At 63.4% G+C, this 24,856-nt stretch carries 21 protein-coding genes; 12 read left to right on the top strand and 9 right to left on the bottom strand.

Annotated elements, in window-relative coordinates:
* Positions 1–64 precede the first annotated feature (64 nt).
* Positions 65–1,879, top strand: a complete 1,815-nt coding sequence (locus SSA02_RS00435; protein WP_246103529.1) for an ABC transporter ATP-binding protein — start codon at positions 65–67, stop codon at positions 1,877–1,879.
* A gap of 184 nt (positions 1,880–2,063) precedes the next feature.
* Positions 2,064–2,690, top strand: a complete 627-nt coding sequence (locus SSA02_RS00440) for a LysE family translocator (protein ID WP_147091975.1) — start codon at positions 2,064–2,066, stop codon at positions 2,688–2,690.
* Here the strand turns inward: SSA02_RS00440 and SSA02_RS00445 are convergent.
* The 4 genes from SSA02_RS00445 to SSA02_RS00460 form a co-directional block, all read right to left on the bottom strand.
* Positions 2,673–3,476, bottom strand: coding sequence for a hypothetical protein (locus tag SSA02_RS00445; RefSeq protein ID WP_147091976.1), 804 nt, complete (start codon positions 3,474–3,476; stop codon positions 2,673–2,675). The genes SSA02_RS00440 and SSA02_RS00445 overlap by 18 nt on opposite strands.
* Before the next feature lie 17 nt (positions 3,477–3,493).
* Complete coding sequence (gene rdgB, locus SSA02_RS00450) at positions 3,494–4,105, bottom strand: RdgB/HAM1 family non-canonical purine NTP pyrophosphatase (RefSeq protein ID WP_147091977.1); 612 nt, start codon at positions 4,103–4,105, stop codon at positions 3,494–3,496.
* The gene (rph, locus tag SSA02_RS00455) at positions 4,102–4,833 is read right to left on the bottom strand and encodes a ribonuclease PH (RefSeq protein ID WP_147091978.1); all 732 of its coding nucleotides are present in this window, start codon (positions 4,831–4,833) and stop codon (positions 4,102–4,104) included. Before rph ends, rdgB begins: the two co-directional genes overlap by 4 nt.
* A gap of 140 nt (positions 4,834–4,973) precedes the next feature.
* Positions 4,974–5,819, bottom strand: coding sequence for an MOSC domain-containing protein (locus SSA02_RS00460; RefSeq protein WP_147091979.1), 846 nt, complete (start codon positions 5,817–5,819; stop codon positions 4,974–4,976).
* Positions 5,820–5,898: 79 nt separating this feature from the next.
* Between SSA02_RS00460 and hrcA the strand changes: the two genes are divergently transcribed.
* Complete coding sequence (hrcA, locus tag SSA02_RS00465; RefSeq protein ID WP_246103530.1) at positions 5,899–6,945, top strand: heat-inducible transcriptional repressor HrcA; 1,047 nt, start codon at positions 5,899–5,901, stop codon at positions 6,943–6,945.
* Positions 6,946–7,044: 99 nt separating this feature from the next.
* Positions 7,045–7,281 (top strand): (2Fe-2S)-binding protein, encoded by a 237-nt coding sequence (locus tag SSA02_RS00470; RefSeq protein ID WP_147091980.1) that lies wholly within the window; start codon positions 7,045–7,047, stop codon positions 7,279–7,281.
* A gap of 181 nt (positions 7,282–7,462) precedes the next feature.
* Here the strand turns inward: SSA02_RS00470 and bfr are convergent, their stop codons facing one another.
* Positions 7,463–7,954, bottom strand: coding sequence for a bacterioferritin (bfr, locus tag SSA02_RS00475; RefSeq protein ID WP_147091981.1), 492 nt, complete (start codon positions 7,952–7,954; stop codon positions 7,463–7,465).
* 314 nt (positions 7,955–8,268) lie between these two features.
* On the bottom strand, positions 8,269–10,086 hold the full coding sequence (locus SSA02_RS00480) for a DEAD/DEAH box helicase (RefSeq protein ID WP_147091982.1): 1,818 nt from the start codon (positions 10,084–10,086) through the stop codon (positions 8,269–8,271).
* A gap of 256 nt (positions 10,087–10,342) precedes the next feature.
* On the opposite strand from SSA02_RS00480, the gene SSA02_RS00485 reads away from it, so the two are divergent.
* Both SSA02_RS00485 and SSA02_RS00490 read left to right on the top strand, forming a co-directional pair.
* A complete protein-coding gene (locus SSA02_RS00485; RefSeq protein ID WP_147091983.1) occupies positions 10,343–12,742 on the top strand; it encodes an FUSC family protein in 2,400 nt (799 codons plus the stop codon).
* Between the two features lie 146 nt (positions 12,743–12,888).
* The gene (locus SSA02_RS00490; RefSeq protein WP_147091984.1) at positions 12,889–13,848 is read left to right on the top strand and encodes a sugar phosphate isomerase/epimerase family protein; all 960 of its coding nucleotides are present in this window, start codon (positions 12,889–12,891) and stop codon (positions 13,846–13,848) included.
* Between the two features lie 101 nt (positions 13,849–13,949).
* Here the strand turns inward: SSA02_RS00490 and SSA02_RS00495 are convergent, their stop codons facing one another.
* A complete protein-coding gene (locus tag SSA02_RS00495; RefSeq protein ID WP_147091985.1) occupies positions 13,950–14,597 on the bottom strand; it encodes a class I SAM-dependent methyltransferase in 648 nt (215 codons plus the stop codon).
* Positions 14,598–14,743: 146 nt separating this feature from the next.
* Positions 14,744–15,370, bottom strand: coding sequence for a hypothetical protein (locus tag SSA02_RS00500; RefSeq protein ID WP_147091986.1), 627 nt, complete (start codon positions 15,368–15,370; stop codon positions 14,744–14,746).
* A 111-nt stretch (positions 15,371–15,481) separates the two neighbouring features.
* Between SSA02_RS00500 and dapF the strand changes: the two genes are divergently transcribed.
* The 6 genes from dapF to SSA02_RS00530 all read left to right on the top strand — a co-directional run bounded on the left by dapF (position 15,482) and on the right by SSA02_RS00530 (position 24,273).
* On the top strand, positions 15,482–16,306 hold the full coding sequence (gene dapF / locus SSA02_RS00505; protein ID WP_147091987.1) for a diaminopimelate epimerase: 825 nt from the start codon (positions 15,482–15,484) through the stop codon (positions 16,304–16,306).
* Positions 16,303–17,547, top strand: coding sequence for a tRNA (N(6)-L-threonylcarbamoyladenosine(37)-C(2))-methylthiotransferase MtaB (gene mtaB, locus SSA02_RS00510; RefSeq protein ID WP_147091988.1), 1,245 nt, complete (start codon positions 16,303–16,305; stop codon positions 17,545–17,547). Before dapF ends, mtaB begins: the two co-directional genes overlap by 4 nt.
* Position 17,548: 1 nt before the next feature.
* Positions 17,549–18,532: a signal recognition particle-docking protein FtsY gene (gene ftsY / locus SSA02_RS00515; RefSeq protein WP_147091989.1), complete on the top strand. Its 984-nt coding sequence runs from the start codon at positions 17,549–17,551 to the stop codon at positions 18,530–18,532.
* 191 nt (positions 18,533–18,723) lie between these two features.
* Complete coding sequence (locus SSA02_RS00520; protein ID WP_246103531.1) at positions 18,724–21,561, top strand: TonB-dependent receptor domain-containing protein; 2,838 nt, start codon at positions 18,724–18,726, stop codon at positions 21,559–21,561.
* An 88-nt stretch (positions 21,562–21,649) separates the two neighbouring features.
* Entirely contained in the window at positions 21,650–22,522 is an 873-nt protein-coding gene (locus SSA02_RS00525) for a hypothetical protein (RefSeq protein ID WP_147091990.1), read from the top strand.
* Positions 22,519–24,273, top strand: a complete 1,755-nt coding sequence (locus SSA02_RS00530) for a ShlB/FhaC/HecB family hemolysin secretion/activation protein (protein ID WP_147091991.1) — start codon at positions 22,519–22,521, stop codon at positions 24,271–24,273. Before SSA02_RS00525 ends, SSA02_RS00530 begins: the two co-directional genes overlap by 4 nt.
* A 137-nt stretch (positions 24,274–24,410) precedes the next feature.
* On the opposite strand, the gene SSA02_RS00535 is transcribed toward SSA02_RS00530, so the two are convergent.
* Complete coding sequence (locus tag SSA02_RS00535; protein WP_147091992.1) at positions 24,411–24,824, bottom strand: hypothetical protein; 414 nt, start codon at positions 24,822–24,824, stop codon at positions 24,411–24,413.
* Positions 24,825–24,856: the final 32 nt, after the last annotated feature.

Here is a 24,856-nt window from a genome sequence, read left to right on the forward strand (position 1 = left end):
GCTTCCCGCCTCACACTTCCAGTATGCCCGCCCGGTCGATCGTCAGGCGGAGGAGCTTTCTTTCGTGTCCGACACCGAACAATCCAGGAAGCAGACACGCGATATCGCCTTTGTCGATATCGTGCGTTTCGTCATGCGACGATGGCTCGAGCATCCGGCCTATCTGACCCGCACCGTGCTCGGTATCGCTCTGGCGACGATTGCCGATGTGGCGACGCCGGTTCTCTCGGGGCGGCTCGTGACCGATATTTCCGGCCGCCCCGGAGGCGTTCCGCACGATGCGGCACAGAGCGCGCTGCGCGATGACGCCTTGCTGATGGTCGGCGGACTGATCGCGCTCGGTCTGCTGAGTCTTCTCGGGCGACGATCTTCCTATCTCGGGATCACCCATCTCAGCCTCGCGATCATGCGTCGTGCGCTCTCGCAGGGATTTTCGCGGGTTCAGGCGTTCTCGACGGACTGGCATGCCAATAATTTCGCGGGCTCCACGGTCCGCAAGCTGACGCGCGGCATGTGGGCGATCGACACGCTGGACGACACGCTCCTGCTCCTGATCGCGCCCGAGGTACTCGTTCTGACGGGAACGACGCTCGTTCTGGCGTGGCATTCGCCGTTCATGGGCGCGGTCCTTGCGGTATCGGTAGTGCTGTTTACCTGGCTTTCGGTCATGCTGACCCTGAGATATGTGGCCCCTTCGGCCCGGGCGGCCAATCGCTGGGATACGAAGGTGGGCGCGGCCATTGCAGATGCAGTCACCTGCAATGCCGTGGTCAAGGCGTTCGGCGCCGAAAAGCGGGAGGAGCACCGTCTGGGCCGGGTGCTGCGCGCGTGGAGCGGACGTACCGCACGCACCTGGATCCGGGGAACGAACAGCGCCAATCTCCAGGGACTTGCATCGCTGGTCATGCGCATGACGCTGGTTGCGCTCATCGTGTTCCGCTGGTGGCAGGGCAAGGCGGGGCCGGGCGATGTCGCCTATGTCCTGACCATGGTGTTCCTCGTGCAGGGCTATCTGCGCGATCTCGGTCAGCAGGTCAGCCAGGTGCAGCGTTCCGTCAACGAGATGGAGGAGCTGGTCGCGATATTCGATCAGGCGCCTGGCGTGAAAGATGCGAAATCGGCACGACAGGCCGCGTTTGCCGGAGGAGAGGTCAGGTTCGAAAACGTCACCTTCCGGTATCCCGGTCAGGAGACGCCGCTCTATCGCGATCTCGATATCGCCATCGGTTCGGGGTCGCGCGTGGCTCTGGTCGGCCCGAGCGGCTCGGGGAAGACCACGTTCACCAAGCTGGTCCAGCGTCTCTACGACACGAGTGCCGGCCGGGTGCTGATCGATGGCGTCGACGTGCGCGATGTGACCCAGGATTCGCTCAGAGCCCATATCGCGATCGTCCCCCAGGAGCCGATGCTCTTCCATCGCTCCCTCGCCGAGAATATCGCCTATGCGCGGCCGGGCGCGAGCCAGTCAGAGATCGAGCGCGCGGCAAGGCTCGCCAATGCGAGCGCTTTCATAGAAAACCTGCCCGAGGGCTATGCGACCCTCGTGGGCGAGCGTGGCGTGAAGCTCTCGGGCGGCGAGCGTCAGAGGGTTGCGATCGCGCGGGCCTTTCTCGCCGATGCTCCCCTGCTCATTTTCGACGAGGCGACGTCGAGCCTCGATTCCGAATCCGAAGCCCTGGTGCAGGATGCGATGCATCGTCTCATGCAGGGACGGACCGTGATTGTCGTGGCCCATCGGCTCTCGACCGTGATGGAGCTGGACCGGATTCTCGTATTCAGCAAGGGGAAGGTGGTGGAGGACGGAACCCATGCCGGGCTGATCCGGAAGGAGGACGGTGTCTATCGCCGTCTGTTCGAACTTCAGTCCCTGGAGGGCTGAGGTGGCGGTGACCCCGGGGAAGCTGACACGGTGAGCCTACACGGGGGGGGGCCGACACGGTGGGCAAAACGAGAGCTGAAAGCGCCGCCGCCGCCTTGCCTCGGTCGAGAAGGACGGGCAGAACGACACAATCCCCCTGAAACGGGCACCGGAACACGGTGCGCCCTGTATGTTGGATCCGGTCATGACCCTCCAGGCCTGGTGGCTGTTTCTCGTCACCGTCTCTCTTCTCTCTGCAACGCCCGGACCGAACATGATGCACGCGCTCACCCGGAGCGTTCAGGTGGGCTTCCGGCGCAGCACATTTGCCATGGCCGGATGTATCTCCGCCCTGCTTCTGGCGCTGGTGCTTTCCGTCATCGGGATCGGGGCTGTGCTCGTTGCAGAGCCACGGCTTTTCAGCGCTATACGCTATCTCGGCGCGGCCTATCTCATCTATCTCGGTATCAAGGCCTGGCGTGCAAGGGACGGCGTCGGCCTTGCGCGGGAGGAAACGCCATCCCGACAGGAGAGCGGGCTCTCCCTCTACCGGACCGGGTTTCTGGTGGGGATCAGCAACCCCAAGCTGCTTCTTTTCGCTGCCGCGTTCTTCCCGCAATTCATCGATCACCACCGGCCCGTCCTGCCGCAATTTGCGATTCTGGTCGTGACCTATCTGTGTTCGGACTGCTTCTGGATGTCGCTTTACGGGCTCGGCGGTCGCTCGCTCTCGCGCTTTCTCGAGCGGGCTTCCGTCAGGCGGGCCTTCAACCGCCTGACGGGGATCCTCTTCGTCGCTTTCGGGATCGCGATCCTACGTGCGCGGGCCTGAAGCCGCCCCCGCACCAGTCTGGGCATCAGTCTGGGCACCTGTTTGCGCGTCCGTCCGCGCGACCGCACCGGCATGATGTGCCCCAAGCCCGGTCAGCGTGACCGTGACGCGATCGGGGCTGGTCCCGATATCGTCGATGGCGTGCGCGCCGGTCCGGAATGCAACCGGGGTCATGCGCGCCTCCGGCGTCAGGGAAAACCGGCTGGTCGTTCCGTTGACCACGGCTTTCGCTTCGCCATCGGGCGAAAAGGCGAGTAAGAGCCTCACCCCGTGATCGGGTCCGATCGTGCCGAGAGCCACGGCCTCGGACGGAGAGGCTATGCCCGGCCCGCGCAGAAGCACGCGATCGCCCTCGGTCACGACCGAGAGGATCGGGGCTGCGTCGTCGTCTGACGAGAGCTCGGCCAGGATCATCGCACCGCGTGCGGGGCGTCTGTCGATCCGCAATGCCGCAGAGAGATCCGTGCGACCGTCGACGATGCGCCAGTGGCGGCTCTCGCTCATTTCGGTGCGGGGCTGACGCGCGTGATAGGCGGTCGGTTTGCGGGCCTCGCTCGTGAGGGTCACGCCTTCCGGCCCGAACCGGTAAGACGCCTGATCCGTTCCTCGGTTGGGATGCTCCGCCCCTCGGGTAAGACGATCCGCAGGTGTGACGCTGATCGTCCACTGTCCGGTCTCACGCAGTTCGAACCCGTTCAGTGCGAGGGGAAGGGGGGCCGCCGGTGCCGCATGTGCTGCGATGGGGAGTGCGGCGCAGACGGCAAGAAGGGCTGTCCGAAAGCTCATGATGGGGAAACTCCCTGTCATCCCTGCTCGACGCAGGTATCGACGAAATTTGCCAAGGCGCGACCGCGATGGCTGATGGTATTTTTCTCGTCCGCTGTCATTTCCGCGAAACTGCGCGTCTCGCCTGTTGGACAGAAGATCGGATCGTAACCGTGGCCGCCCGTGCCGCGTGGAGGCCAGACCACCGCGCCTTCGCAGCGTCCCTCGACGCAGCGAGTCTCTCCGTCTGGCCAGGCGATGCACAGGACGGCGACGAAGGCCGCGCGCTGGTCTGCCGTATCGCCCATCTCGTCATGCACCCGACGCATGGCATGATCCATGTCGCCCCCGGGGCCTGCCCAGCGAGCGGAATAGATCCCGGGCCGTCCGTCCAGAGCCGCGACGCAGAAGCCCGAATCGTCCGACAGCGCGGGCATGTCCGCCGCCCTGGCGGCTGCCAGAGCCTTGATGGCGGCATTGCCGGCAAAGCTGTCGGCAGTTTCGTCCGGCTCCGGAAGCGAGAGCGCGGCGGCGGAGACGATCTCGATACCCGTCGGCGCGAGAAGCCGACGGAATTCCTCGAGTTTGCCCGCGTTATGCGTGGCAAGAACGATCCGGCTGTTGCGCGGCAGGCGTCTCGCCGCTGTCATGCCGCATTTTCCAGAGCGGCGCGCTGCGCCTCGAAAAGCCGCGCGGTGCCGATCTTGGCGAGCCCCATGAGCGCATTGAATTCGGCCTCGCTGAAGGGTGCGTCTTCTGCCGTGCCCTGGATTTCGACGATGCCGCCTTCGCTGGTCAGAACGAAATTGGTATCCGCCTGGGCAGAGCTGTCCTCGATATAATCGAGATCGAGCACGGCACCCGCATCGGTCAGTCCGCAGGAGACGGCGGCGACCTGCGCGCGCAGCGGCGATCGCTTGATCGTGCCGGCCTGGACCTGCTTGTCGAGCGCGATCGCAAGGGCGACCCAGGCCCCGGTGATCGCGGCGCAGCGCGTGCCGCCATCGGCATTGATCACATCGCAATCGAGAGTGATGGTCATTTCGCCCAGAGCCCGCAGATCGACACATGCCCGCAGCGCACGGCCGATCAGACGCTGGATTTCCTGCGTCCGTCCCGATTGCTTGCCTTTCGCCGCTTCCCGATTGCCTCGGGTGTGGGTCGCGCGCGGCAGCATGCCGTATTCCGCAGTGATCCAGCCCTGACCCTGTCCACGCAGGAAGGGCGGTACGCGGTTCTCGACCGAAGCCGCGCAGAGAACCTCGGTCCCGCCGACCCGGATCAGAACGGATCCTTCCGCATGGCGTGCAAATCCGGGCTCGATGGAAACGGCGCGACTTTCATCGGCCAGACGGCCTGAGGGGCGGGTGATGGACATGCTGGGATTCCTCTCGTCGGACAGGCAGGCGCCAGAGATATGCGCCGCAGATGTGCATTGCCTTACCGCGTCATGCCCGGCTTGACAAAGAGGGAGAGTCGCTCCCCGAGAATCGGGCCGGAATCACGGACATATCGAAATCAGGGGCCGACCAGGGTCACGGGGTCGTTCAGTGCGATGCGACCCGGTTCGAGAATGACGGCGTTCCGGCCAAACATGACTCCGCCGGGTTGGCGCCGGAATTTCGCGAGGGTCCGGAGCGGTTCGCCCGCGACCGGTATCCTGCCGTCCTCCTGATCGATCGTCGTGACGATGCACCGGCTGCATGGCTTGGCAAAGGCGATGCGCGCCGCGCCGATACGGGCTTCGATCCATCCGTCTTCCGCCCAGGGCAAGGCATGATTCAGCACGATATTGGGCCTGAACCGCGTCATGGGAACCTGCTCGTCAAGACGTTCGTTCAGATCCCTGAGCGAGGCCGTATTCGTGACCAGAAGCGGGAAGCCGTCAGCAAAGCTCACACTGCCGAAATCCGCCTTCCTTGCCGATTCGGGTCGATCCATGAAAACGAGACGGCATTTCAGCCCGAGACTGCGTTCGAGCCATTCTGCCGCGTCGTCGCCTGCGTCCCGCGCCGGTATGTCCCGGTCCTTCCAGACACGCACCGCGCGCAACGCGTGACTCCCGTCGGGGCAGGGGATGCGCAGCGGCCCGGTTTCTGGTCCGCTGAGAACGATACCGCCTCCCGGATCCTCAGGGATTCCGGTGCCGGGACAACTGTCCTGCCTCTCGGGGGTGGAGAAGAGCGCCACATGGATGGTCGCCATAGCCGGATGCTGACGCTGGGTCAGAAACTGGCCCGCCTCGTCGACGATCAGCCATCGACGGTCGTGGGCTGGCCCCCAGGGAGAGAGATCGAGAAAATCGCACGAGACCCGATGCAGGCTCTTGACCGGGTGGGTATATAAGGCGGTGACGCGCGTCATTCCGATGGCTCCGCTGGCCGGGTGGTCCCAGGTCGGCCAGAATGCCGGAAATCGCACGAGGCATAAAGGAGGGGCAGGCATGATCGAGTTCTCCAACCTGCCGGGAGGCATGAACGCCCGATCCGCGAGTATCCTGCGCGAGATCGTCGAGGAATATATGGAGACGGGCGGCCCCGTGGGCAGCCAGACCCTCGCCCAGCGACTGACTCCGTCGCTTTCGGCTGCGACGATCCGCAATGTTATGGCCGAGCTGACCCAGGCTGGTCTTCTCTTCAGCCCGCATGTTTCCGCCGGTCGCCTGCCCACGGAAAAAGGCGTGCGCCTTTTCGTCGATGGGCTGCTCCAGTTCGGGGCGCTGGACGAGATCGAGCGCGCACGGATCGCGACCCGTCTTTCGGTCCGGGGGCGCTCGATGCAGGAGATGCTGACCGAGGCATCTTCGATGCTCTCGGGTCTGTCTGCTGCAGCCGGGCTTGTTCTCGCCCCGAAAGGGGATGGCGCACTCAAGCATATCGAGTTCGTCGCGCTCGGGCCGGGCAAGGCGCTGGTTATTCTCGTTGCCGCCGACGGTCAGGTCGAGAACAGGGTCATCGAGACGCCGCCCGGCCTTCCGCCTTCCGCGCTGGTGGAGGCAGGCAATTATCTGAATTCCCTGCTCGGCGATGTGACCCTTCCCGTCCTGCGTCAACGCGTCTCGGACGATCTCGCCCAGAACCGTTCCGAGCTGGACACGCTGGCAGCCAGTGTGATCGAAAGCGGTCTTGCGACATGGGACGCCCAGCACGGGACATTGTATCTGCGCGGTCAGGGGAACCTCCTGACCGATATTACCGAGATCGAGAAGCTCGCGACCATCCAGATGCTTTTCGAGCGACTGGAGGCGCAGGAGACGATGCTGCAGCTCCTCCAGCTTGCGCAGGAATCCGAGGGCGTGCGTATCTATATCGGGGCCGAGAGCGGGTTTTTCGGTATGTCCGGCGTCTCGATGGTCGTGGCCCCGGCCCGGAACGAGCATGATCGCATCGTCGGGGCCATCGGCGTCATCGGCCCCACCCGCCTCAATTACGGGCGCATCGTGCCGGTCGTCGATTACACGGCGCGGGTGATCGGCCGATTGCTGAGCTGAACCGGATTTAAGGACGATTTTAGGAATGAGTCGCATTTTAGTGTTGAGAGTTATTCTCAAACGCTGTTAGGTTCGGTGCATTCTCAAGCGGGATGACCGATGATCGTCTGTTCATGCAATGCTCTGACCAATCACGATATTGCCGATGCCGTCAGCCGTGGCGCGTCCCGCCCGCGCGACGTCTACGCCGCCAAGAACTGCAAGGCGCAATGCGGCAATTGCGTATCGGGCGTCGTCTGCACGCTTCGCGCTCTTCTGCGCGAGCGCCAGGAGGCCATGATGGTTTTCGGTGCAGGCGGAGCAGGCGACACGACGATGCCCCGCGTTTCGGCCTGAATCGCGCCCGCCTGAACCGTGACCGCCCCGGAGCTCGCCAGCCCCCGAAGCCCGCTTACGGAGCCCGACGGGCCTGACGTTGCCCGGACAGCAGAAAGCCCGGCCGCCTTTCAGGGCGTGCCGGGCTTTTGCGTAAAACAGGCGGTCCGGATCGGCTGAAACCGCTCGGACCGCCCCGGTGTCACTCTGCTGTCTGATCAGGTGCAGCCGAGGAATTCAGCGTGATGTAGCGCTGGATGCCGACCTGCTTGATGAGATCGAACTGGCGATCGATGAAGTCTTCATGCTCTTCCTCATCGGCGAGAATACGGATCAGCAGATCGCGGGAAACATAGTCGCGCACGCTCTCGCAATAGGCGATGCCTTCGCGCAGATCGGCCAGCGCCTTCTCTTCCAGCTTCAGATCGCAGGTCAGGATTTCCTCGACGCTCTCGCCGACCAGGATCTGGTTCAGGCGCTGCACGTTCGGAAGGCCACCGAGATAGAGAATGCGCTCGATCAGCCAGTCGGCATGACGCATTTCCTCGATGGATTCGTCGTACTCCTTCTTGCCCAGTTTGGTGACGCCCCAGTGATTCAGGGTGCGGGCATGAAGGAAATACTGGTTGATGGCTGTCAGCTCGTTCGTGAGCTGGATGTTCAGGTGCTCGACGACCTTCGGATCTTTCAGCATGGAATGCTCCTCTTTCTTTCGTGCGGCGACCGTGCGTCCAAGGCCAGCCAGGACATTGACGAGCGACCATCAACCACGAAAGTCAAAGCGGCGCAACAGAAATAACGAAAATAAAATATAGTGTATAGTAATTGAGAATGCTTCTCTTATGAAAGTAGTATTCGGTTTTGAATTTGATATTTATTTTCAACTCGCTTGTGCCCTGTAGTCTCCTGAACGGCAAACGCCCCGCACGAGGCGGGGCGTTGCACGATGGTTCTGCCGTCGCTGAACCGGGCGCTCCGAGGCGCCCGGTTGTCCGTTACGGACAGGGCTCAGTAGCGCTTGCGCGACGAGCCCTTGCCTGCTCCTGCGGGCCCCTTGCGAAAGGAAGGACGGTCACCCCGGTCACCCCGGTCACCCCGGTCACCCCGGTCACCCCGGTCACCCCGGGGAGCGCCCTTGCCGCGCGGAGCAAATCCCCCCTCGCGCGGGCGGCGCGGACCACGGGGCGGGGCCGAGGGGCCTGTCGGCGCCGCGGCAGGCTCGATCTTCGCCTCGTCGGCATCGCTCCCTGCGACACAGGAGCGGAAACGCTCCGCGCTGTCGGGAGCGATCTCGAACAGCGTATGGTCCGTATTGATATGGATGGCGCCGATCTCGCTCTTCGTGACGCCACCGAGCCGGCAGATCAGGGGGACGAGCCATTTCGGATCGGCGCGCTCGGTGCGTCCGATACCGAGAGAGAACCACTCTCCACCCAGCCGGTCGACACGTCCGGAAAACTCGCGCGGGCCGCGCTCATCCATGCGGCCGCGGCCCGCCGGGGCGTCTAGGCTCACAGGACGGATGTTCTCGACGCTCGGCAGGCGGCTCTTGTAGAGGCGCACCAGAGCCGTTGCGAGCTGATGGGCATCGTGTGCATTCGCAAGCTGCGAGGCGAGCGCGTCTTCTGCGGGCTGCGAGGGGGCGAAGAGGGTCTCGTCTTCCATCAGGCGCCTGGCATCCTGTTTCAGGATCGCCTCGGCGGAGGGCACGCTCTCCCATTCCGCATTGCTGATCTTGGCATAGGAAAGAAGACGTTCCGCCTTGCGACGCTGGTTGACCGGAACCATCACGACGCAGGTGCCCTTGCGTCCTGCACGTCCCGTACGACCGGAGCGATGCAGCAGGGTCGCGGCCTCGCTCGGCATGTTCGCATGAATGACGAGAGAGAGCGCGGGAATGTCGATTCCGCGCGCGGCCACATCGGTCGCGACACAGACCCTTGCCACGCCCGAACGCAGCGCCTCGATGGCACGCGAGCGTTCGTTCTGCCCCATCTCTCCGGAGATGGCGACCGAGGCGAAGCCGCGTTCGACCAGAGCTGCCTGCACCTGCGCGACCATGGCGCGCGTATTGCAGAAGAGCATCGCCGTCGGGCTCTCGTAATAGCGCAGCACATTGACGATACCGCGTCCGATATCGCTGGGCGCCGTCAGCACGCATTTATAGGCAATGTCGTCATGCTGCCGGGACGTCGAGACCGTGTTGATCCGCTCGGCGTTTTTCTGGAACCGGCGGGCCAGATTGGCGATCTCGCGCGCGATCGTCGCCGAGAACAGGAGCGTGCGACGCTCGACCGGGGCGGCATCGAGGAGCTGTTCGAGCTCGTCGCGGAATCCGAGATCGAGCATCTCGTCCGCCTCGTCGAGAACGACCACGCGCAGATCCTTCAGATCGAGCGCGCCGCGCGAGAGATGGTCGCACAGACGACCCGGGGTGCCGACGACGATATGGGCCCCGTTGGAGAGATTGCGCGCCTCGCGTCTGGCGTCGGTGCCTCCGATGCAGCTCACGATGCGCGCGCCGGTCTCGGCATAAAGCCATTGCAGCTCGGTCTGGACCTGAAGCGCCAGCTCACGCGTGGGCGCGATGACGAGGGCAAGCGGCTGATTGGCCGGAGGCAGGCGCTCGCTGCCCTCGGGAAGAAGGGTTGGCGCGAAGGCAAGTCCGAAGGCGACTGTCTTGCCCGAACCGGTCTGGGCCGAAACGAGCAGATCGCGGGTTTCGAGACCCGGCTGCAGAACGGCCTCCTGAACGGCTGTGGGCGTTTCATAACCGCGTGCCGCCAGAGCGCGACTCAGTGAAGGAACGGTATCGGGAAAGGGCATGCGGTTCGAACTCGATCAGGACTGTACGAAAGAGAGAACGCCGGGACACGGATGCGCTGGGAAAGCGGAGCTGTCGGCGTGGGGAACGCGGTCAATAAAGAATATGCGTCGCGAAATCTAGGATTAAACGGTGAGGGCGACGATACGTCGTCCTCCTCACGATGTGATTCGGCGGAAACCCATCTGGTGGGAAACCGGACATGTTTTGACGAAATCGGCGTCGTTTCGCCATTAAAATTCGGGTAAGACCCCGGACATGATCCGTGGATATCTGGCTCGGCTCGACGCCGCCCTCCGTCGCACGCGCACGCCTTCCTTTCCTCTCGCCTGGCTGTTCGCCCCCGGCGCCAATGCGCTCGAATTCGCCTTGCGCAACACCGTGGCTTCTCTGGTCGCGCTCGGAATCGCGTTCTGGATGGCACTGGGCGAGCCGCAATGGGCGGCAATGACCGTCTGGATCACCGCTCAGGGGTCCCGGGGGGAAAGCCTTTCGAAGGGGCGCTGGCGTCTCGTGGGGACACTGATCGGCATGGTCGGTGCGATCGGTCTGGTCGCAGCCTTCCCGCAGACGCCCTGGCTCTTCATTCCGGCGCTCGCCCTCTGGGCCGCGCTCTGCACCGGCCTTGCGACGCTGTTCCACAATTTCCGCGCCTATGCGTTCGTTCTGGCAGCCTATACATGCGCGATCATTGCGACAGCGGCCATTGCCGCGCCGTCTCATGTTTTCGAGATCGCCATGGCGCGAGGCACCTATATCGTTCTCGGTGTGGTCTGCGAGATGCTGGCAGGCGTGGTCTTCTCTTCCTCGCTCGCACGACGCGCCCGTCACAACATGCGTCGCGATCTCTCCGAAGGCATAGCCGCGACCTGCACACTCCTCGCGGATGTGCTCGAGGGAAAGCCGCTCTCCGAGGCCGCGATCGCCGCCGTCTATGCGCGTACGCTCCGTCTGCACGATCAGATGGAATTCACGGTGGTCGAGCTCGGCCATCGCGATCGGGAAATCGCGAATGCCTATGAGGCGATAGGTATGCTGTCCCAGATCGTTTCGCGCGGCCTGGGTATGCAGGCGCGGCTTGCCTGCACGCCGGGGCGATCGCCGGAAACAGCGCATCTCGTGGCGCAGGTCGGGCAGTTCCTCCGGGACCTGCCCGACAGCGTCACCGCCTGCATCGTCGCGTCTCCCCCCGGGAGCTCCGGCAAGACGTTCAATATCCTGCCGCGCAGTTTCTCAGGCCGTTCTCCGGATGGTTCCCGGGAGGGTTCCCCGGGAGGAGCGCCGGGCGCGATCCGCGAGAGAGGTCTCGCGCTGCTCGCCTGTATCGATCGTGCCCAGCATGAAGCCGTTCTGCACGCGGTCGCCGCAGGACGTGCCGATCCCGAAGGTGCCTATCCGGGAGGCGCCTATCCGGGAATCGCCCATCCCGGAGACACCGGTCCGAAGAAGGCAGGTTCCGGAGAAGGCGGTCTCGGGGAGGGCGCTTTCGGGGAAGCCGGTTCGAAAAGGGCTTTCGAGGATGCCGTTATCCTGCGAGGGCTGTCTCTCATCCTTTCGGAATACGATATCCTCTTCTCGCATCTGGAGACCGGTCCGGAGGCGATGCCGACGGAGCCGCGTCACAGGCTCCGCCGGGTCCTGAACTGGCGGGTCTCGCTGCATAACGGATTGCGCTCCGCAATCGCGATCTGCCTTGCAGGACTGGTCTGGCATGTCACGGCCTGGCCGCAGGGTGCTGCGTTCATTTCCTTCATCGCTGTCGTGGTCGGTCGTTTTGCAACGGTCGACAATACCGTTCTGGCCAGCAACCAGTTCTTTTACGGCGCCTGTTTCGCAGCGCTCGCCTCGATCGTGCCCGTCTTCTTCCTGCTTCCCGTGGCGAACGGCTTCGAGGGATTATGCCTTTCGATCGCGCCTTTCATGTTCATGGGCGGGCTCGCTGTCCGCAACCCGTCGACGGCCAACGCCGCCGGATCCTTCGTTACGTTCTTTCCCGTTCTGGTGGGGCTCGATAATTACGGTCGGATGGACGAACTGAGCTGGTGCAATACCACGCTCTCCCTCCTGCTCGGACTGGGCGCAGGGGTCGTCATCTTCCGCTGTGTGCTGCCCTTCGATGTCGATCAGCTTTGCCGCATGCTGAGAGAGCAATGTGCGCGCGGTCTGGACCGGATCTGTCGTCCCAGGCGCAGGATTCCCGATGAAAGACGCTGGGTCGGTCGGATCACACAGGGTATGGAACGCGTCATCCGGTATGCAGGCGCGGATATCACGCCCGTCATGAGGAGCGAATTGCAGGCCCTCCTCTCGGCGATGACCCTCGGGCGCAATCTCCTCTTCCTGCGGTGCTTCATCGGCGATCCGGCCTGCCCCGCATGGTTGTCCGACGAGATCGGGTCGTTTTTTCGCGTGGCATCCGAGCGTCATCGGTGGCGACCCGGACTCGGGCCCGCCACCGATCGTCTGATCGTCAGGCTGGAGCAGGCGCTCGGCACGATGGGCGATGACGAGGCATTCCCTGTCTCGCGTGCGCTCGGCGCGCTGCTGGTCATCCGTCACGAATGGTCGCGATCCCGGGCCTGGCTTGAGGGCCGCACGATGCGGGCCGGTCGTACCGCTGCTGCGCTCCCCGATGCGGATCACAGGATGAACGCCTGATCGAACGCCTCATATGTTAAAAATCACTATAATATGATATAAAAGAGAAAATATGTTCTCATGATGTGCTGAGAAAGGAATTATATTTCCATCGTTTTCGATGCAGTGCGATGCCGCGTCGATTCTCTTGCCATGGTGAACAGATCATGAAACTGGGTTTTGTATCCGATAGTCTCGCTTCGCGTCCTCTCGAAGAGATGCTCGATATCGCCGTCTCGCTCGGCGTCTCGGGTGTCGAGGTGAATACCGGAGGGTGGTCGAATGCCCCGCATCTCGATCTGGCGCAGATGCGTAGCAGTGCCGCCGCCCGGAAGTCTTTCCTCAATGCGTTCGAATCGCGTGGGCTCGAGATCATCGCCCTCAACGCCAACGGCAATCCCCTGCATCCGGTGGACAGGAAACAGGGAGAGGATCTGCTCGAAACGATCCGTCTGGCCGGTGATCTCGGTGTCAGGACGATCTGTACGATGTCGGGTCTGCCCGAAGGCAAGGAAGGCGATACCCTGCCGAACTGGATCGTGAGCTCCTGGCCGCCCGAGGGGCTGGAAGCCAAGAAATGGCAGCTCGAGGCGCGTATTCTCCCCTTCTGGGAAAAGGCCCTGAAACTTGCCGAAACAGCCGGTGTGGAGCGTTTCGCGCTGGAGCTGCATGGAGGGCAGTGGGCGTATAACGTGCCGACTTTCCTGCAACTGCGCGAGGCGGCAGGGCCGATGATCGGCGCCAATCTGGATCCGTCGCATCTTTTCTGGATGGGGGCCGATCCTCTTATGGCCATCGATGCGCTGGGTGGGTCGATCTACCATATCCATGCCAAGGATACCGGGTTCAACGAGTCGCTCATGGGCGTCACGTCGCGTCTGGAAAACGGGCCGCTCGGCCTGCCTTCGGAGCGGGCCTGGTCCTATGTCACGCTCGGTTTCGGCCATGATACGCTCTGGTGGCGCCAGTTCTGCCATCGCCTGCGTTCGGTCGGTTATGACGGATGGCTCTCGATCGAGCATGAGGATTTCCTGCTCAACAGTGTCGAGGGGCTGAAACAATCCGTCGACCTGCTCAACGGGATCATGCCTGTCGGACCGAGCGATTATCGTCCGTCACAGATGTAGGCACCCGCCCAGGGCGCCTTCCGTTGGCGCCCGACTCTGGCGCCCGGCTCTGGCGCCTTCCGTTGGCGCCCGGTGCTGGCGCCCGGCCTTGACGTCTTTCGTCAGGCCGCGAATTTCTTGCGTCCTATCACCGCATGGACCGTATCGTTCCATGCGGTCAGATCTTCCGGTGGGACGACCTCTCCCGTATCGAGGTCGCCGAAGCCTGCCCGTTCCAGAAGCAGGGCGGCCAGACGGGACCGGTCTGCCGGTTCGAGAGCCTGCCAGAGCGCAACCGCCTTCTGGGCGACGAAATTATCGGAAAACGTGACGATCAGCGGCGCACCGGGACGCAGGACGCGCACGCATTCCTCGAACAGCGTGGCGGGCTGGGTGAGATAGGCAAGACCGTCGCACAGGCAGATCGCATCCAGCGAATTGTCGGGCAGATCGAGGGTCGGAACGAGATTGACGTCCTGAACGATGCGCTGCGTGAGCGCCGTATTCGCATCGAGCGCCGCCTTGTTCACATCCAGCCCGATGACCGTCTCATGGCTTGCTTCCGGCGGAATATGGCTCAGATTGCCGCAAAGCAGGTCGAGAATGGTCCCGTTTGCGGGCAATGCGGTCTGATAGAGCGCGGTCACCGCGGTTCGCGCCCCTGCATCCATGCAGGTCGAGGCCCCGCGCCGCGCGTAGAACACGGCATCGGGCTCGTCATTGGCGCGGGTAAAGGCTGCTGGATGCAGTCCTGCCGGGGCTTCGGTCATCGAACCTGTCCTGTCTGTCTGGGCACGGTGAGGGGAGGGATGCAGCCCCTCCGGACGCGCGTCAACCCTTCTCCCGGCGCGCCTCCGATATCAGGCCCCCCATGGATGCGGGGACGGAAAGAGAACGCGCAGGGGGCGGACGGGATCTAGAGGGCGGCGCCATGCCATTCGAACGGACCGTTGGAAATCCCGGCGATCCGGGCGGTGCGGTCGGTTGCGCCGAGGCTGCGTCGAAGCAGGGGCAGCAGCTCCGTTACCACCGCATCGTAGGGCGCACGGGAAGATGGCGCCGTCAGGATGACGTCGCGAAGCCCGAGTGCGCGATACCCTTCGAGCCGTTGCGCGATTTCGGCCGCGTTGCCGATCAGGGCGGATGCCGCGACCGTCGAGGGCAATCCCTGCGCGATCAGGATCTCGGCCGCTTCCCATGCCGCCTCGGTGGTGTCCTCGAGAACGATATCGAGAGCGACCGTCGAGCGCGGGGGATGATCGACGATCTGCGATGGCAGGCAGTTCTCGAACAGGGCCATGGTTTCCGCCACGGTCCCATCCTGACGGAGACGTTCGACGCCACCGCCGCCCAGCCGAAGGAGATTCTGGTCCGGTGCTTCGGCCCGGATCCATGCGCTGTCTTCCGGATCGACCAGCAAGGCGCTCCCGGGTGGCAGTTTCGCAAGACAGGTTCCGATCTCAGCGCGACTCAACGAAAGACACGACCAGACGAGGCGGATATGAGGGGCGGTCGCAGGGCTGTCATAAGGCGCAATGAACATCGGTCTCGAATTCCAGCGCCCCAACCATGCGGCGCATCGGCAGAAAAAATCACCGGGAAACACGGCAGGTTTCCCGTGCCGGACAATGCCGGACGGTCTATAAGTGCGCGAATGACTATCCGGTTTCACAAGATGCAGGGTCTGGGCAACGATTTTGTCGTGATCGACAGGCGCAGTCAGGACTTCCAGGCATCGATACATAATGTGTCAAGGCTCTGCGACCGCCGCTTCGGTGTCGGTTGCGACCAGCTCGTCCTCCTCGACGCGCCGGAAGAGGGAGGGGGCGATGTCGGCGTGCGCTTCTTCAATCCCGACGGGTCCGAGGCGGGGGCCTGCGGCAATGCCTCCCGCTGCGTCGCAGCGCTGCTCGGCGGGGCACCGGTGCTTCGCACCCGGGGCGGGCTGCTCCCCAGTTTCCGCACGGAATCGGGCGAGATCGGGATCGATATGGGTCGTCCTGCCTTCGACTGGAAATCCATCCCGCTCGCCTGTGAAATGGACAGCTCCTCCCTCCCTCTGCCGGGTGCTCCCGCTGCCTGTTCCATGGGAAATCCCCATGCGACCTTTTTCGACGGTCTGGAGCGGGCCGGGCGTGACGGCGCCGCGCTCGAGCGCGATCCGCTCTTTCCGGAGCGGGCCAATATCGGTTGTGTGGACATTCTCGATCGCCGGTCCATCAGACTGCGCGTCTGGGAGCGCGGGGCCGGTCTGACCCTGGCCTGCGGTTCCGGAGCCTGCGCCGCTGTCGTCAACGGAGTGCGGCGGGGTCTGCTCGATCGGCGCTGCGAGGTTCTCATGGATGGCGGCAGTCTCACCATCGCGTGGCGCGAGGCCGATGATCATGTGCTCATGATCGGTGCCGCAACCCATGTCTTCGAGGGGGTGCTGTCCCGGGACGCCCTGAACGGGATCGATGACGACCGGGCCGCTTCGTGAGCGGGGCCAGGGTTCTGACCTTCGGCTGCCGCCTCAACCTGCATGAGAGCGAGCGTATGGAGGCGCTGACCGGTCATCTCGACGATGTCGTGGTGGTCAATAGCTGCGCCGTCACGACCGCAGCGGAGAGGCAGGCCCGGCAAGCCATACGCCGCACGCATCGCGAGCAGCCCGGAGCCCGTATCGTGGTGACGGGCTGCGCAGCCCAGATCGCTCCGGAGCGCTGGGAAACCCTTCCCGGTGTGGCCCGGGTCGTCGGCAATGCCGAAAAGCTCGAGGCGTCGAGCTGGACCGAAGCCGCGCTCGCCTCGCGCCTGTCGGTGGCCGATGTGATGACGACCGCTCCGGCTCCGGCGGCCCCCGTCATCGAGACGGGCGGACATACGCGCGCGCTGCTTCAGGTCCAGCAGGGCTGCGATCATCGCTGCACGTTCTGCATCATCCCCTATGGCCGGGGGCCGTCCCGCTCGGTTCCAGGCGCCCTGGTGGTGGAGCGGGCCAGGAGCCTGGTCGAGAGCGGTCATCAGGAAATCGTCCTGACCGGTGTCGATATCGCGTCATGGGGGCGGGATATCGAGGGTACGCCCTCCCTCGGTCATCTGTGCCGGAAACTGCTCTCGGCGGTGCCCGATCTGCCGCGTCTGCGCCTCTCCTCGCTCGATCCGGCCTGCGTGGATGACGATCTCTGGTGGCTTCTCGCCAATGAGCCCCGTTTCCTGCCGCATCTGCATCTCTCCCTGCAGGCCGCCAGCAACATGGTGCTCAAACGCATGAAGCGCCGTCATTCGGTGGAGGATGTCGAGGCGCTCATCGTCCGCGCGCGCGCGCTCCGTCCGGATATCGCATTCGGCGCCGATCTGATCGCCGGTTTCCCGACAGAAACCGACGCACAGGCCCGGGAGACGCTGGATTTCGTGCGTCGGCACGAACTGCCCTATCTTCATGTCTTTCCCTATAGCGAGCGTCCCGGCACGCCGGCCGCGCGGATGCCGGTCGTGCCCAATGCCCGGCGTCAGGACCGTGCCCGCGCCCTGCGCGAGGCGGGAGACGTCAATCGCCGCGCCTATTGGCGCGGTATGGTCGGCAGGCCCATCGACGTTCTGATGGAAGGGCCGGAAAAAGGACATTCGGCCCATTTCGTGCCTGTCCGGCTCCAGGGCGGACGGGCAGAGCGCGGGAGACGTTATCGTCTTGTGGCGCACGACCTTGACGAGACCGGCCTGGTAGCGGAGATCAGATGACATGGCTGGATTTTTCTCACGTCTCAAACAGGGGCTGACGCGTTCCACGCAGAAGCTGAACGCGGCCCTGACCCATCGTTATCTCGATGAAACCGCGCTCGAGGAGCTGGAGGACGAGCTGATCGCGGCCGATCTCGGTCCGGCCGTGGCCGGGCGGGTGATCGACGGATTCAGGAGCTCGCGCTTCGGTCGCAATGTCACCACCGAGGAGATCCAGGAGGCGCTCGCCGCGGAGATCGCGCATGTGCTCTCCCCGGTTGCCGTTCCGTTCGAGCTGAAGCCGGAGCACAAGCCCCATGTCGTGCTCGTGGTCGGCGTCAACGGCGTGGGCAAGACCACGACGATCGGCAAGATGGCGAAATGGTTCCGCGATCAGGGGCGTTCGGTCATGATGGTGGCTGGCGATACATTCCGCGCGGCAGCCGTGGAGCAGCTCCAGGTCTGGGGAGAGCGCACGGGCGCGCCCGTGATCGCAGGCAAGCCGGGTGGTGACGCCGCGGGGCTGGCATTCGAGGGTATCAAACGGGCGCGTGAGGCGGGAACGGATCTTCTCTTCGTCGATACCGCGGGGCGTCTGCACAACAAGGGCGCGCTCATGGAGGAGCTCGCAAAGATCATCCGTGTAATGCGGAAATTCGACGAGACCGCGCCGCATTCCGTATTGCTCGTTCTCGACGCAACGACCGGCCAGAATGCCATGGAGCAGGTCCGGGTCTTCCGCGAGCTGGTGAATGTGACGGGCCTGATCGTGACCAAGCTCGACGGTTCGGCCCGCGGCGGGATCGTGGTCGCTCTGGCCGACGCCTTCAAGCTTCCCGTGCATCTGGTCGGGGTCGGTGAGCAGGTGGAGGATCTGCGTCCCTTCTCGGCGCAGGATTACGCGCGCGGTCTGGTCGGGCAATCCGGCGGCGATCTCGCAAACCGGCTGGTCGAGGGATCGGACCCGGAGGCCGGTCAGGAAGAGCGTGGCAGCGCACCGGGCTGATCGTGTCCTGTTTGCAACAGGAAAGTAACGATCTGGTCAGGTTTTCGCGCGAGTATTCGGGAAAAACAACCGATTGGTAAAGAATACATAGAACGATACGAATCCGACACGGTATGTCAGATGTCGTTCTGTCATCATTATGTAACCGTTACGTTCCGATCAACGAGAGAACGTAACGGAGCATTCCGACGATGGCATCCAGACTGCGCAGGGCAGCCCTTTTATCGTTCACCGCAATTGCCGGGATGGGGCTCCTCCATCCGGCGCATGCGGCCCCTGTATCCCGAAGCATACCCTCGGATGCCCATCCGGCCGGGCGGAAGGCTCCCGCAAGGCAGAGCGAGACCGGCAGGAAGAAAGCCGAGACGATCGTCGTGACGGGGTCGTATCTGCGGACGTCGAACAATGCATCCGCCAATCCGGTCCAGATCATCACGGCCAGGCAGATACAGCAGACATCGGCCATTTCTCTTGGGGACTATCTGCAGCGTCTCCCCTCCGTCGGGTCGTCCGGCACCACCAATCAGGTGACCAATGGCGGGAGCGGCGTGAGCTGCACCGATATCCGCAATCTCGGACAGAAGCGGGTTCTCGTCCTGATCGATGGCAAGCGCACTGCCATCAATGCGTCATCTGCCTGCGTCGATCTGAACACGATCCCCATCGAGCAGATCGCGAGTGTCGAGATGCTCAAGGATGGCGGCTCCGAGCTCTACGGCGCCGATGCCGTTTCGGGCGTGCTCAACATCAAGCTGCGTCACGATGTGACGAAGGCCAGCATCACCATGCGCGGCGGGATCTCGCAATATGGCGATGCGAAGACTGGCCTGCTCTCGGCCATGAAAGGCTTCAATTTCGATCACGGTCGGGGCAATGTCACCCTGTTCGGGCAGTACAACACCTCCGGTGGCATCATGAGCCAGGATCGCGCCTGGGCGGCCAATCCGCAGCAGAGCAACCCGGTGACCGGAACGCCCGTCTACGGATCGTCGATCATTCCCGCCGGACGCGTTACCAATCCCGATACCGGGGTCAGTCTGGTGCCCAATGGTGACGGGACCTTTCATCGTTATACCAATGCGGATCGCTACAATTTCGCGCGCGATACCATGGTACAGAACTATAACCAGAATTCGGCCCTGTCCGGCGATGCGCATTACGATGTGGACCGGCATTTCAAGCCCTATGCCACCGTGCGTTACAGCCACACGACGACGGCCCGTCAGATGGCCGCATCTCCTGTCTCTGGCGGTATCAAGCCGTCACCCCTGCTCTCGTCATGGACGCTTCCGGCAGGCAGCCCTTATAATATCTGGGGCAAGGACGCGGTCATTTCGCGGCGTATAAGCGATATGGGGCCGCGCAAGTCGGATTACGCGACCGATACCTGGACGGTGATCGGCGGGGCCAAGGGCGAGATCTGGCGCGGCTGGGAATACGATGCCTCCATGACCTACGGGCAGAGCCTGTTCACGGCCAATATTCAGAATATGGGGAATTATCGTCATCTTCTGGAAATGACGGGTGTAAGGCAGCTCGATCCGACCGATCCCGGCAGTGCGATCGTCTACGATCCCGGCGTCTGCACGAGCCAGCCCGGCTGTGTCCTCTCAAATCCGCTCGCGCCCTATTCGCAGGCTGCCGCAGCCTATGGGCGTTTCACCCAGCACGATCACGCCGTGTATCAGCTGCGCGATTTCAATCTGCGCATCAATAACAGCGATGTCGTCACCCTGCCTTACGAACATGGCGGCCCCGTGGGTATCGCTTTCGGCATGGAGCATCGAAGCGAGCAGCTCAGCAACAAGCCGGACCCCGTCGTGATCGCCGGGGATTCCACCGGCAACGCGACGAGCTATAGCGGGGGTGGATTCAACGTGACCGAGGTCTATGCGGAGGGGCAGATACCGCTTCTGCAGCATGCCTTTCTCGCCAGGGATCTGACGATCGACGGTCAGGGACGCTGGTCGGATTACAATACCTTCGGTTCCACCAAGAACTGGAAGGTCTCGATCAACTGGGCGCCCGTGCGCGACATACGCTTCAGGGCGACGCTCGGCACCTCCTATCGTCAGCCCAATGTGTACGAGCTCTATCGGGGGCAGAATCTCGGTTATCCCTCTGCTTATGATCCGTGCAGCCGTGTTCCGAATTACGGCGCCAGCGCTGCGGCTGTGCAGGCCCGCTGCGCCGCAGCGGGGATCGATACGGCGACGTTCGTGCCCGCCAATACCGGGCAGGTTCCGACGATTTCCGGCGGCAATGCGGCGTTGCGTCCCGAATCGGGACGCACCTATACGATCGGCACGGTCGTGACGCCGCGCTGGGTGCCTGGTCTTTCGACCTCCGTGACCTACTGGCATTATTCGCTGAACAACACGATCTCGACGCTGGGGACCCAGTATATTCTCGATAAATGCTACACGGGTGCGGATACGAGCCAATGCAATGCCATTGCGCCCCGTTCCACCTCGCAGCAACTGACCTCGGTCAGTGCCATCTTCCAGAATCTGGGCGGCATCCGCACGAGCGGTATCGATTTCGATCTCGATTATCACATACGCCTGACGCCGCATGACGGTCTGACCGTCACGAACAACATGCAGCAGCTCGTCAGCTACCTGCAACAGAACGTCCCGAACGGGGAATGGTACAATTACACGGGGCGTCTGTTCTATCAGGGAGATAGCGGTCAGCCGCGTGTGAGCAATTACACGCAGGCGACATGGCAGCATGACGATTTCAGCTTCACCTATATGATGCGGTATATCGGTGGCATGGTGTGGAACAACGGCGTGACCGATGTCACGCCGAAAACCGGGGGGCAGTACAAGACCCCCGGTATCTTCACCCATGATATCACGCTTGGATACAGGCTCGATCGCTGGAACTTCCAGGCCGGCGTCAGCAATCTTTTCGACAAGAAGCCGCCTTTCGTGATGGACGCCTCGACCAATACCAATGTCTATCAATATGGCAGCCTGATTGTCGGGCGATTTGCGTTTCTTCAGGCCGGTGTGAGTTTCTGATCCGGTCTGTATTTGGGGAGGGAGCCGTTTTTACGGTTTCCCACCCCGTTACCGATTGACATTCTTCGGCAGGATCAGCAATCACGGATTGGTGAAGACGATCCCTGTACTGCCGGTCCTCCTCTTTCTGCCTCTCATGACACGTCATGGCGTTGGTGCCGGATGTGCCCCCGAACCGCGTATGCCATGGAGGGCGGGCCTCCCTGCAAGCCGGCTTGCGCCGGTCCTGCTTGCGCCGGTCCTGCTCGCTGTCGGGTTATGGGGCTCATCTCCCGCGCTGGCCCAGAGCGCCCAGGGTGGTGCATCCCAGGGAGGAGCATCCATGGGAGGGTTCGCCCCGGGTGCCCGTGCCTCCGCCTCGGCCAACCCGACGCTCGACAGCGTGGTCGGCAATCGTCCTTCTCCGGTCAAGAAACAGGTCAAGCTCAACGGTGCGGTCTATCGTGTCACGCCGGCCGGGACGCTGATCGGCCCCGATGGAAAGCCTGTCTCCGGAGGGTGCCCGGCGCCCGGTTCGGTCGCATCGGGTCAGTTCGTCGCGGGCGGCGCCCCCGCAGAGCCCGCCCTGAAAGGTGTGCCGGGCGCCGGGACCGGGACGCGAAAGGATGAGGCGGTCATGATCGGCGTGACCGGTTTTCCCGTCTCGCATTCTCCGGCTTCTCCGTCCGTCGACCGTGCAACGCTCAATGCATCCTTCGGCCCGTCCGGGGTCTACGTCATGCCCGCGCCCTGTCGGGCGACGGGAAAGGGCAGAAAGGCGCTCATTGCCGATGCCGCGGCATCTCTGGCTTCGGCAGGCGGGAATGTCTTCGCTCTTGCGGGGAATCGCGAGGGGCTGCGCCAGGCGAATGAGGCACATCGCCTGCCCGATGGAGATGTCCTGCTCGGGGTCGAAACGCCGGATCATGCCGAGCCTCGGCTCGAGACCGCCGGAGCGGGACCGTCGGGCGACGCGCGATGAACCGGTCACCCTGGCTGTGTGCGCTGCTGACGTTTCTTCTGCTTCCGGCAGGGGCCTTCGACGCCATGGCGCAGAGAAGTGCGCCATGGTACGGCAGCGTGGCCGATCCGTCTTCCAGCCCTCCCGATCTTTCCCCCCCGACGGCGCAGGGACGCGCCATGGTCCCGGTGGCCCGTCGCTCGACACGGCCGGTTCTCCCGGAATTGCGCGCGCTGGTTTTCGAGGCGCCCGGGCAGACAGCGACCCAGCAGGGGAATGCCGCGATCAGTGCCGGAGGGTTTCCGCTCCTGCAGGATGCGGAATTTACGAGGCTCATGATGCCTTTCATCGGGCGACCTCTGGATTTCGGCGGGGTACAGGCGCTCGTCAATCGTGTCGCAGGCTTTTACCGCAAGGCCGGACATGCTTTCGTGACGGTCACGATTCCGCCCCAGCGCGTGCATCTCGGCGTGTTGCACGTCTCCGTTCTCGATTACCGGATCGGCCATATCCGCGTGACAGGCAATCGCTGGTTTTCCGATCGCACGATCCGGAACCAGAGCGGTCTTGTGCCGGGGCAGACCCTCTCGCTCGACGGGCTCCAGACCGATCTGGCCTGGGTCAATCTCAATCCGTTCAGGACGGTCGATATGGTTTATCGGCCCGGAAGCAGAACGGGGGAGACGGATGTGGATCTCAGGGTCGCCGATCGACTGCCGCTTTATGTCTATGGCTCCTACAACAACCAGCTCGATCCGACGCTTGGCCGCCTGAACTGGACGGCGGGGCTGTCCTGGGGCAACGCGTTCGATCTTGGCCATATCCTGACCTATCAGCTCCAGCGCAGCGTTTCGGGGCGCTTCACCAACCATAATGCGAGCTGGCAGATCCCTCTGGGCCCACGCGATGCGCTCCTGTTCTTCGGGAGCTATTCGGTCTCCTATCCGGTGGCGGATCAGCCTCTTTCCAACAAGGGTATTTCGGGTCAGGCCTCGCTGCGCTGGCTGCACATGCTTCCGCATATCGCATTCGGGCCGAATTTCGGGATCGATGGAACGCTCCAGACCGGCTTCGACTGGAAATCGACGATTTCCGACCAGTTCGCCGCTGCCGTTCCCCTGATTCTCGCAAATGCGGAGACCAACCAGTTCGTATCGGGTTTCATCGGGTCGTTGCAGGACCCCTGGGGAAAGACAGAGATCAACAACCAGCTCGTATACGGTCCCCCCGGGATTTCCGCCTATAACAAGCGGGGCTGGTACGAGACGATCTTCCCGAATGCGAAGCCGAACTACGTCTATGACCGGCTCTCGCTCAACCGCGTCATTTCCCTGCCCTGGGGGCTGAAAGCGAACACGAAGGCAAGCTGGCAGGGCGCAACGCATAATCTGCTCTACAGCGAACAGCTGATGATCGGCGGGATCGGCACCGTCCGGGGGTATTACGTCAACACCTCATTCGGGAGCCGGGGCGTCACCTTCAGCGAAGAGGTCACTGCGCCGGGCTTCTCTCTCGGGAAATGGGCCGGGTTCGGCGTTCTGGATGACACCAATACGCTCGGCGCTTTCTGGGACTGGGGCGATAATTCCCAGGTTCATCCAGCCGGGATCGGACCCAGGGTCGTGACCCTGTCCAGTGTCGGTCTCGACCTCAACAGCCGCGTCAACCGTCATCTGAACATGACATTCGACGCCGGATGGCGCCTGCGCCGGGCTGCGAGCACCGGCTCGCGGGGCATATTCTGCGATTTCAACGTGATTGCCGGTTTCTGAGGGCATCGCATCGCCCATCCATGCCCGGTTGGGGGGGCTGAACCGTTGCTCCGGAGTCCTCTCCGGAACCGGCCCGACAGATCCGGTATGCCGGATCTCGTGCGCCGGGTATCCTCCCGCGCAGATCGCCTCGTGTTTCAGTCCATCGGGATCGCGACGGCCAGACCAGCCGCCATCGAGCCGTGGCCGCGCCTCTGATCGTTGACAGCGGCCCCTCCGCTCAGGGCGTCTCCCACGACATGATGGTTCCGTCTGAAGAAGTCGGGGCGGATCTGCGCGGCATTGTCGGATACGCGCTCCCTGGGAGCGTCGATCTCGTCATCGGGCAGGGGGGCATCCGTGAAGGCGCCGGGGGCCGTGACCGCCCTGGCGGTCGCACGCAATGTCGCCTGTCTGATGAGGGGTTCGACCGCATCGCGGGGAGTGAGCGTATAGGGTGCTGCGGAAGAAAATCCGGATTTCGCCGCATCGTGCTGCGGTGTGGCGGCGTCGGCGCCATGCAGGGCGAGAGGGAGTGTCAAGCCGACGATCAGCGCAGGTCCAAGGCGCATCGCGTCGCCCTCCGTGCCGTTTCAGGATACGG

The organism is Swaminathania salitolerans, assembly GCF_007988945.1.
Taxonomy (GTDB): domain Bacteria; phylum Pseudomonadota; class Alphaproteobacteria; order Acetobacterales; family Acetobacteraceae; genus Swaminathania; species Swaminathania salitolerans.

Bases quoted from the DNA above. Each gene is read 5' to 3' on its own strand.
- SSA02_RS00470 (WP_147091980.1), top strand. From the start codon at position 7,045: ATGATCGTCTGTTCATGCAATGCTCTGACCAATCACGATATTGCCGAT.
- SSA02_RS00495 (WP_147091985.1), bottom strand. From the start codon at position 14,597: ATGACCGAAGCCCCGGCAGGACTGCATCCAGCAGCCTTTACCCGCGCC.
- SSA02_RS00480 (WP_147091982.1), bottom strand. From the start codon at position 10,086: ATGCCCTTTCCCGATACCGTTCCTTCACTGAGTCGCGCTCTGGCGGCA.
- rph (WP_147091978.1), bottom strand. From the start codon at position 4,833: ATGTCCATCACCCGCCCCTCAGGCCGTCTGGCCGATGAAAGTCGCGCC.
- SSA02_RS00460 (WP_147091979.1), bottom strand. From the start codon at position 5,819: ATGACGCGCGTCACCGCCTTATATACCCACCCGGTCAAGAGCCTGCAT.
- SSA02_RS00445 (WP_147091976.1), bottom strand. From the start codon at position 3,476: ATGAGCTTTCGGACAGCCCTTCTTGCCGTCTGCGCCGCACTCCCCATC.
- rdgB (WP_147091977.1), bottom strand. From the start codon at position 4,105: ATGACAGCGGCGAGACGCCTGCCGCGCAACAGCCGGATCGTTCTTGCC.
- bfr (WP_147091981.1), bottom strand. From the start codon at position 7,954: ATGCTGAAAGATCCGAAGGTCGTCGAGCACCTGAACATCCAGCTCACG.
- SSA02_RS00500 (WP_147091986.1), bottom strand. From the start codon at position 15,370: ATGTTCATTGCGCCTTATGACAGCCCTGCGACCGCCCCTCATATCCGC.
- dapF (WP_147091987.1), top strand. From the start codon at position 15,482: ATGACTATCCGGTTTCACAAGATGCAGGGTCTGGGCAACGATTTTGTC.
- SSA02_RS00440 (WP_147091975.1), top strand. From the start codon at position 2,064: ATGACCCTCCAGGCCTGGTGGCTGTTTCTCGTCACCGTCTCTCTTCTC.
- SSA02_RS00520 (WP_246103531.1), top strand. From the start codon at position 18,724: ATGGCATCCAGACTGCGCAGGGCAGCCCTTTTATCGTTCACCGCAATT.
- SSA02_RS00535 (WP_147091992.1), bottom strand. From the start codon at position 24,824: ATGCGCCTTGGACCTGCGCTGATCGTCGGCTTGACACTCCCTCTCGCC.
- SSA02_RS00485 (WP_147091983.1), top strand. From the start codon at position 10,343: ATGATCCGTGGATATCTGGCTCGGCTCGACGCCGCCCTCCGTCGCACG.
- SSA02_RS00530 (WP_147091991.1), top strand. From the start codon at position 22,519: ATGAACCGGTCACCCTGGCTGTGTGCGCTGCTGACGTTTCTTCTGCTT.
- hrcA (WP_246103530.1), top strand. From the start codon at position 5,899: ATGATCGAGTTCTCCAACCTGCCGGGAGGCATGAACGCCCGATCCGCG.
- SSA02_RS00490 (WP_147091984.1), top strand. From the start codon at position 12,889: ATGAAACTGGGTTTTGTATCCGATAGTCTCGCTTCGCGTCCTCTCGAA.
- ftsY (WP_147091989.1), top strand. From the start codon at position 17,549: ATGGCTGGATTTTTCTCACGTCTCAAACAGGGGCTGACGCGTTCCACG.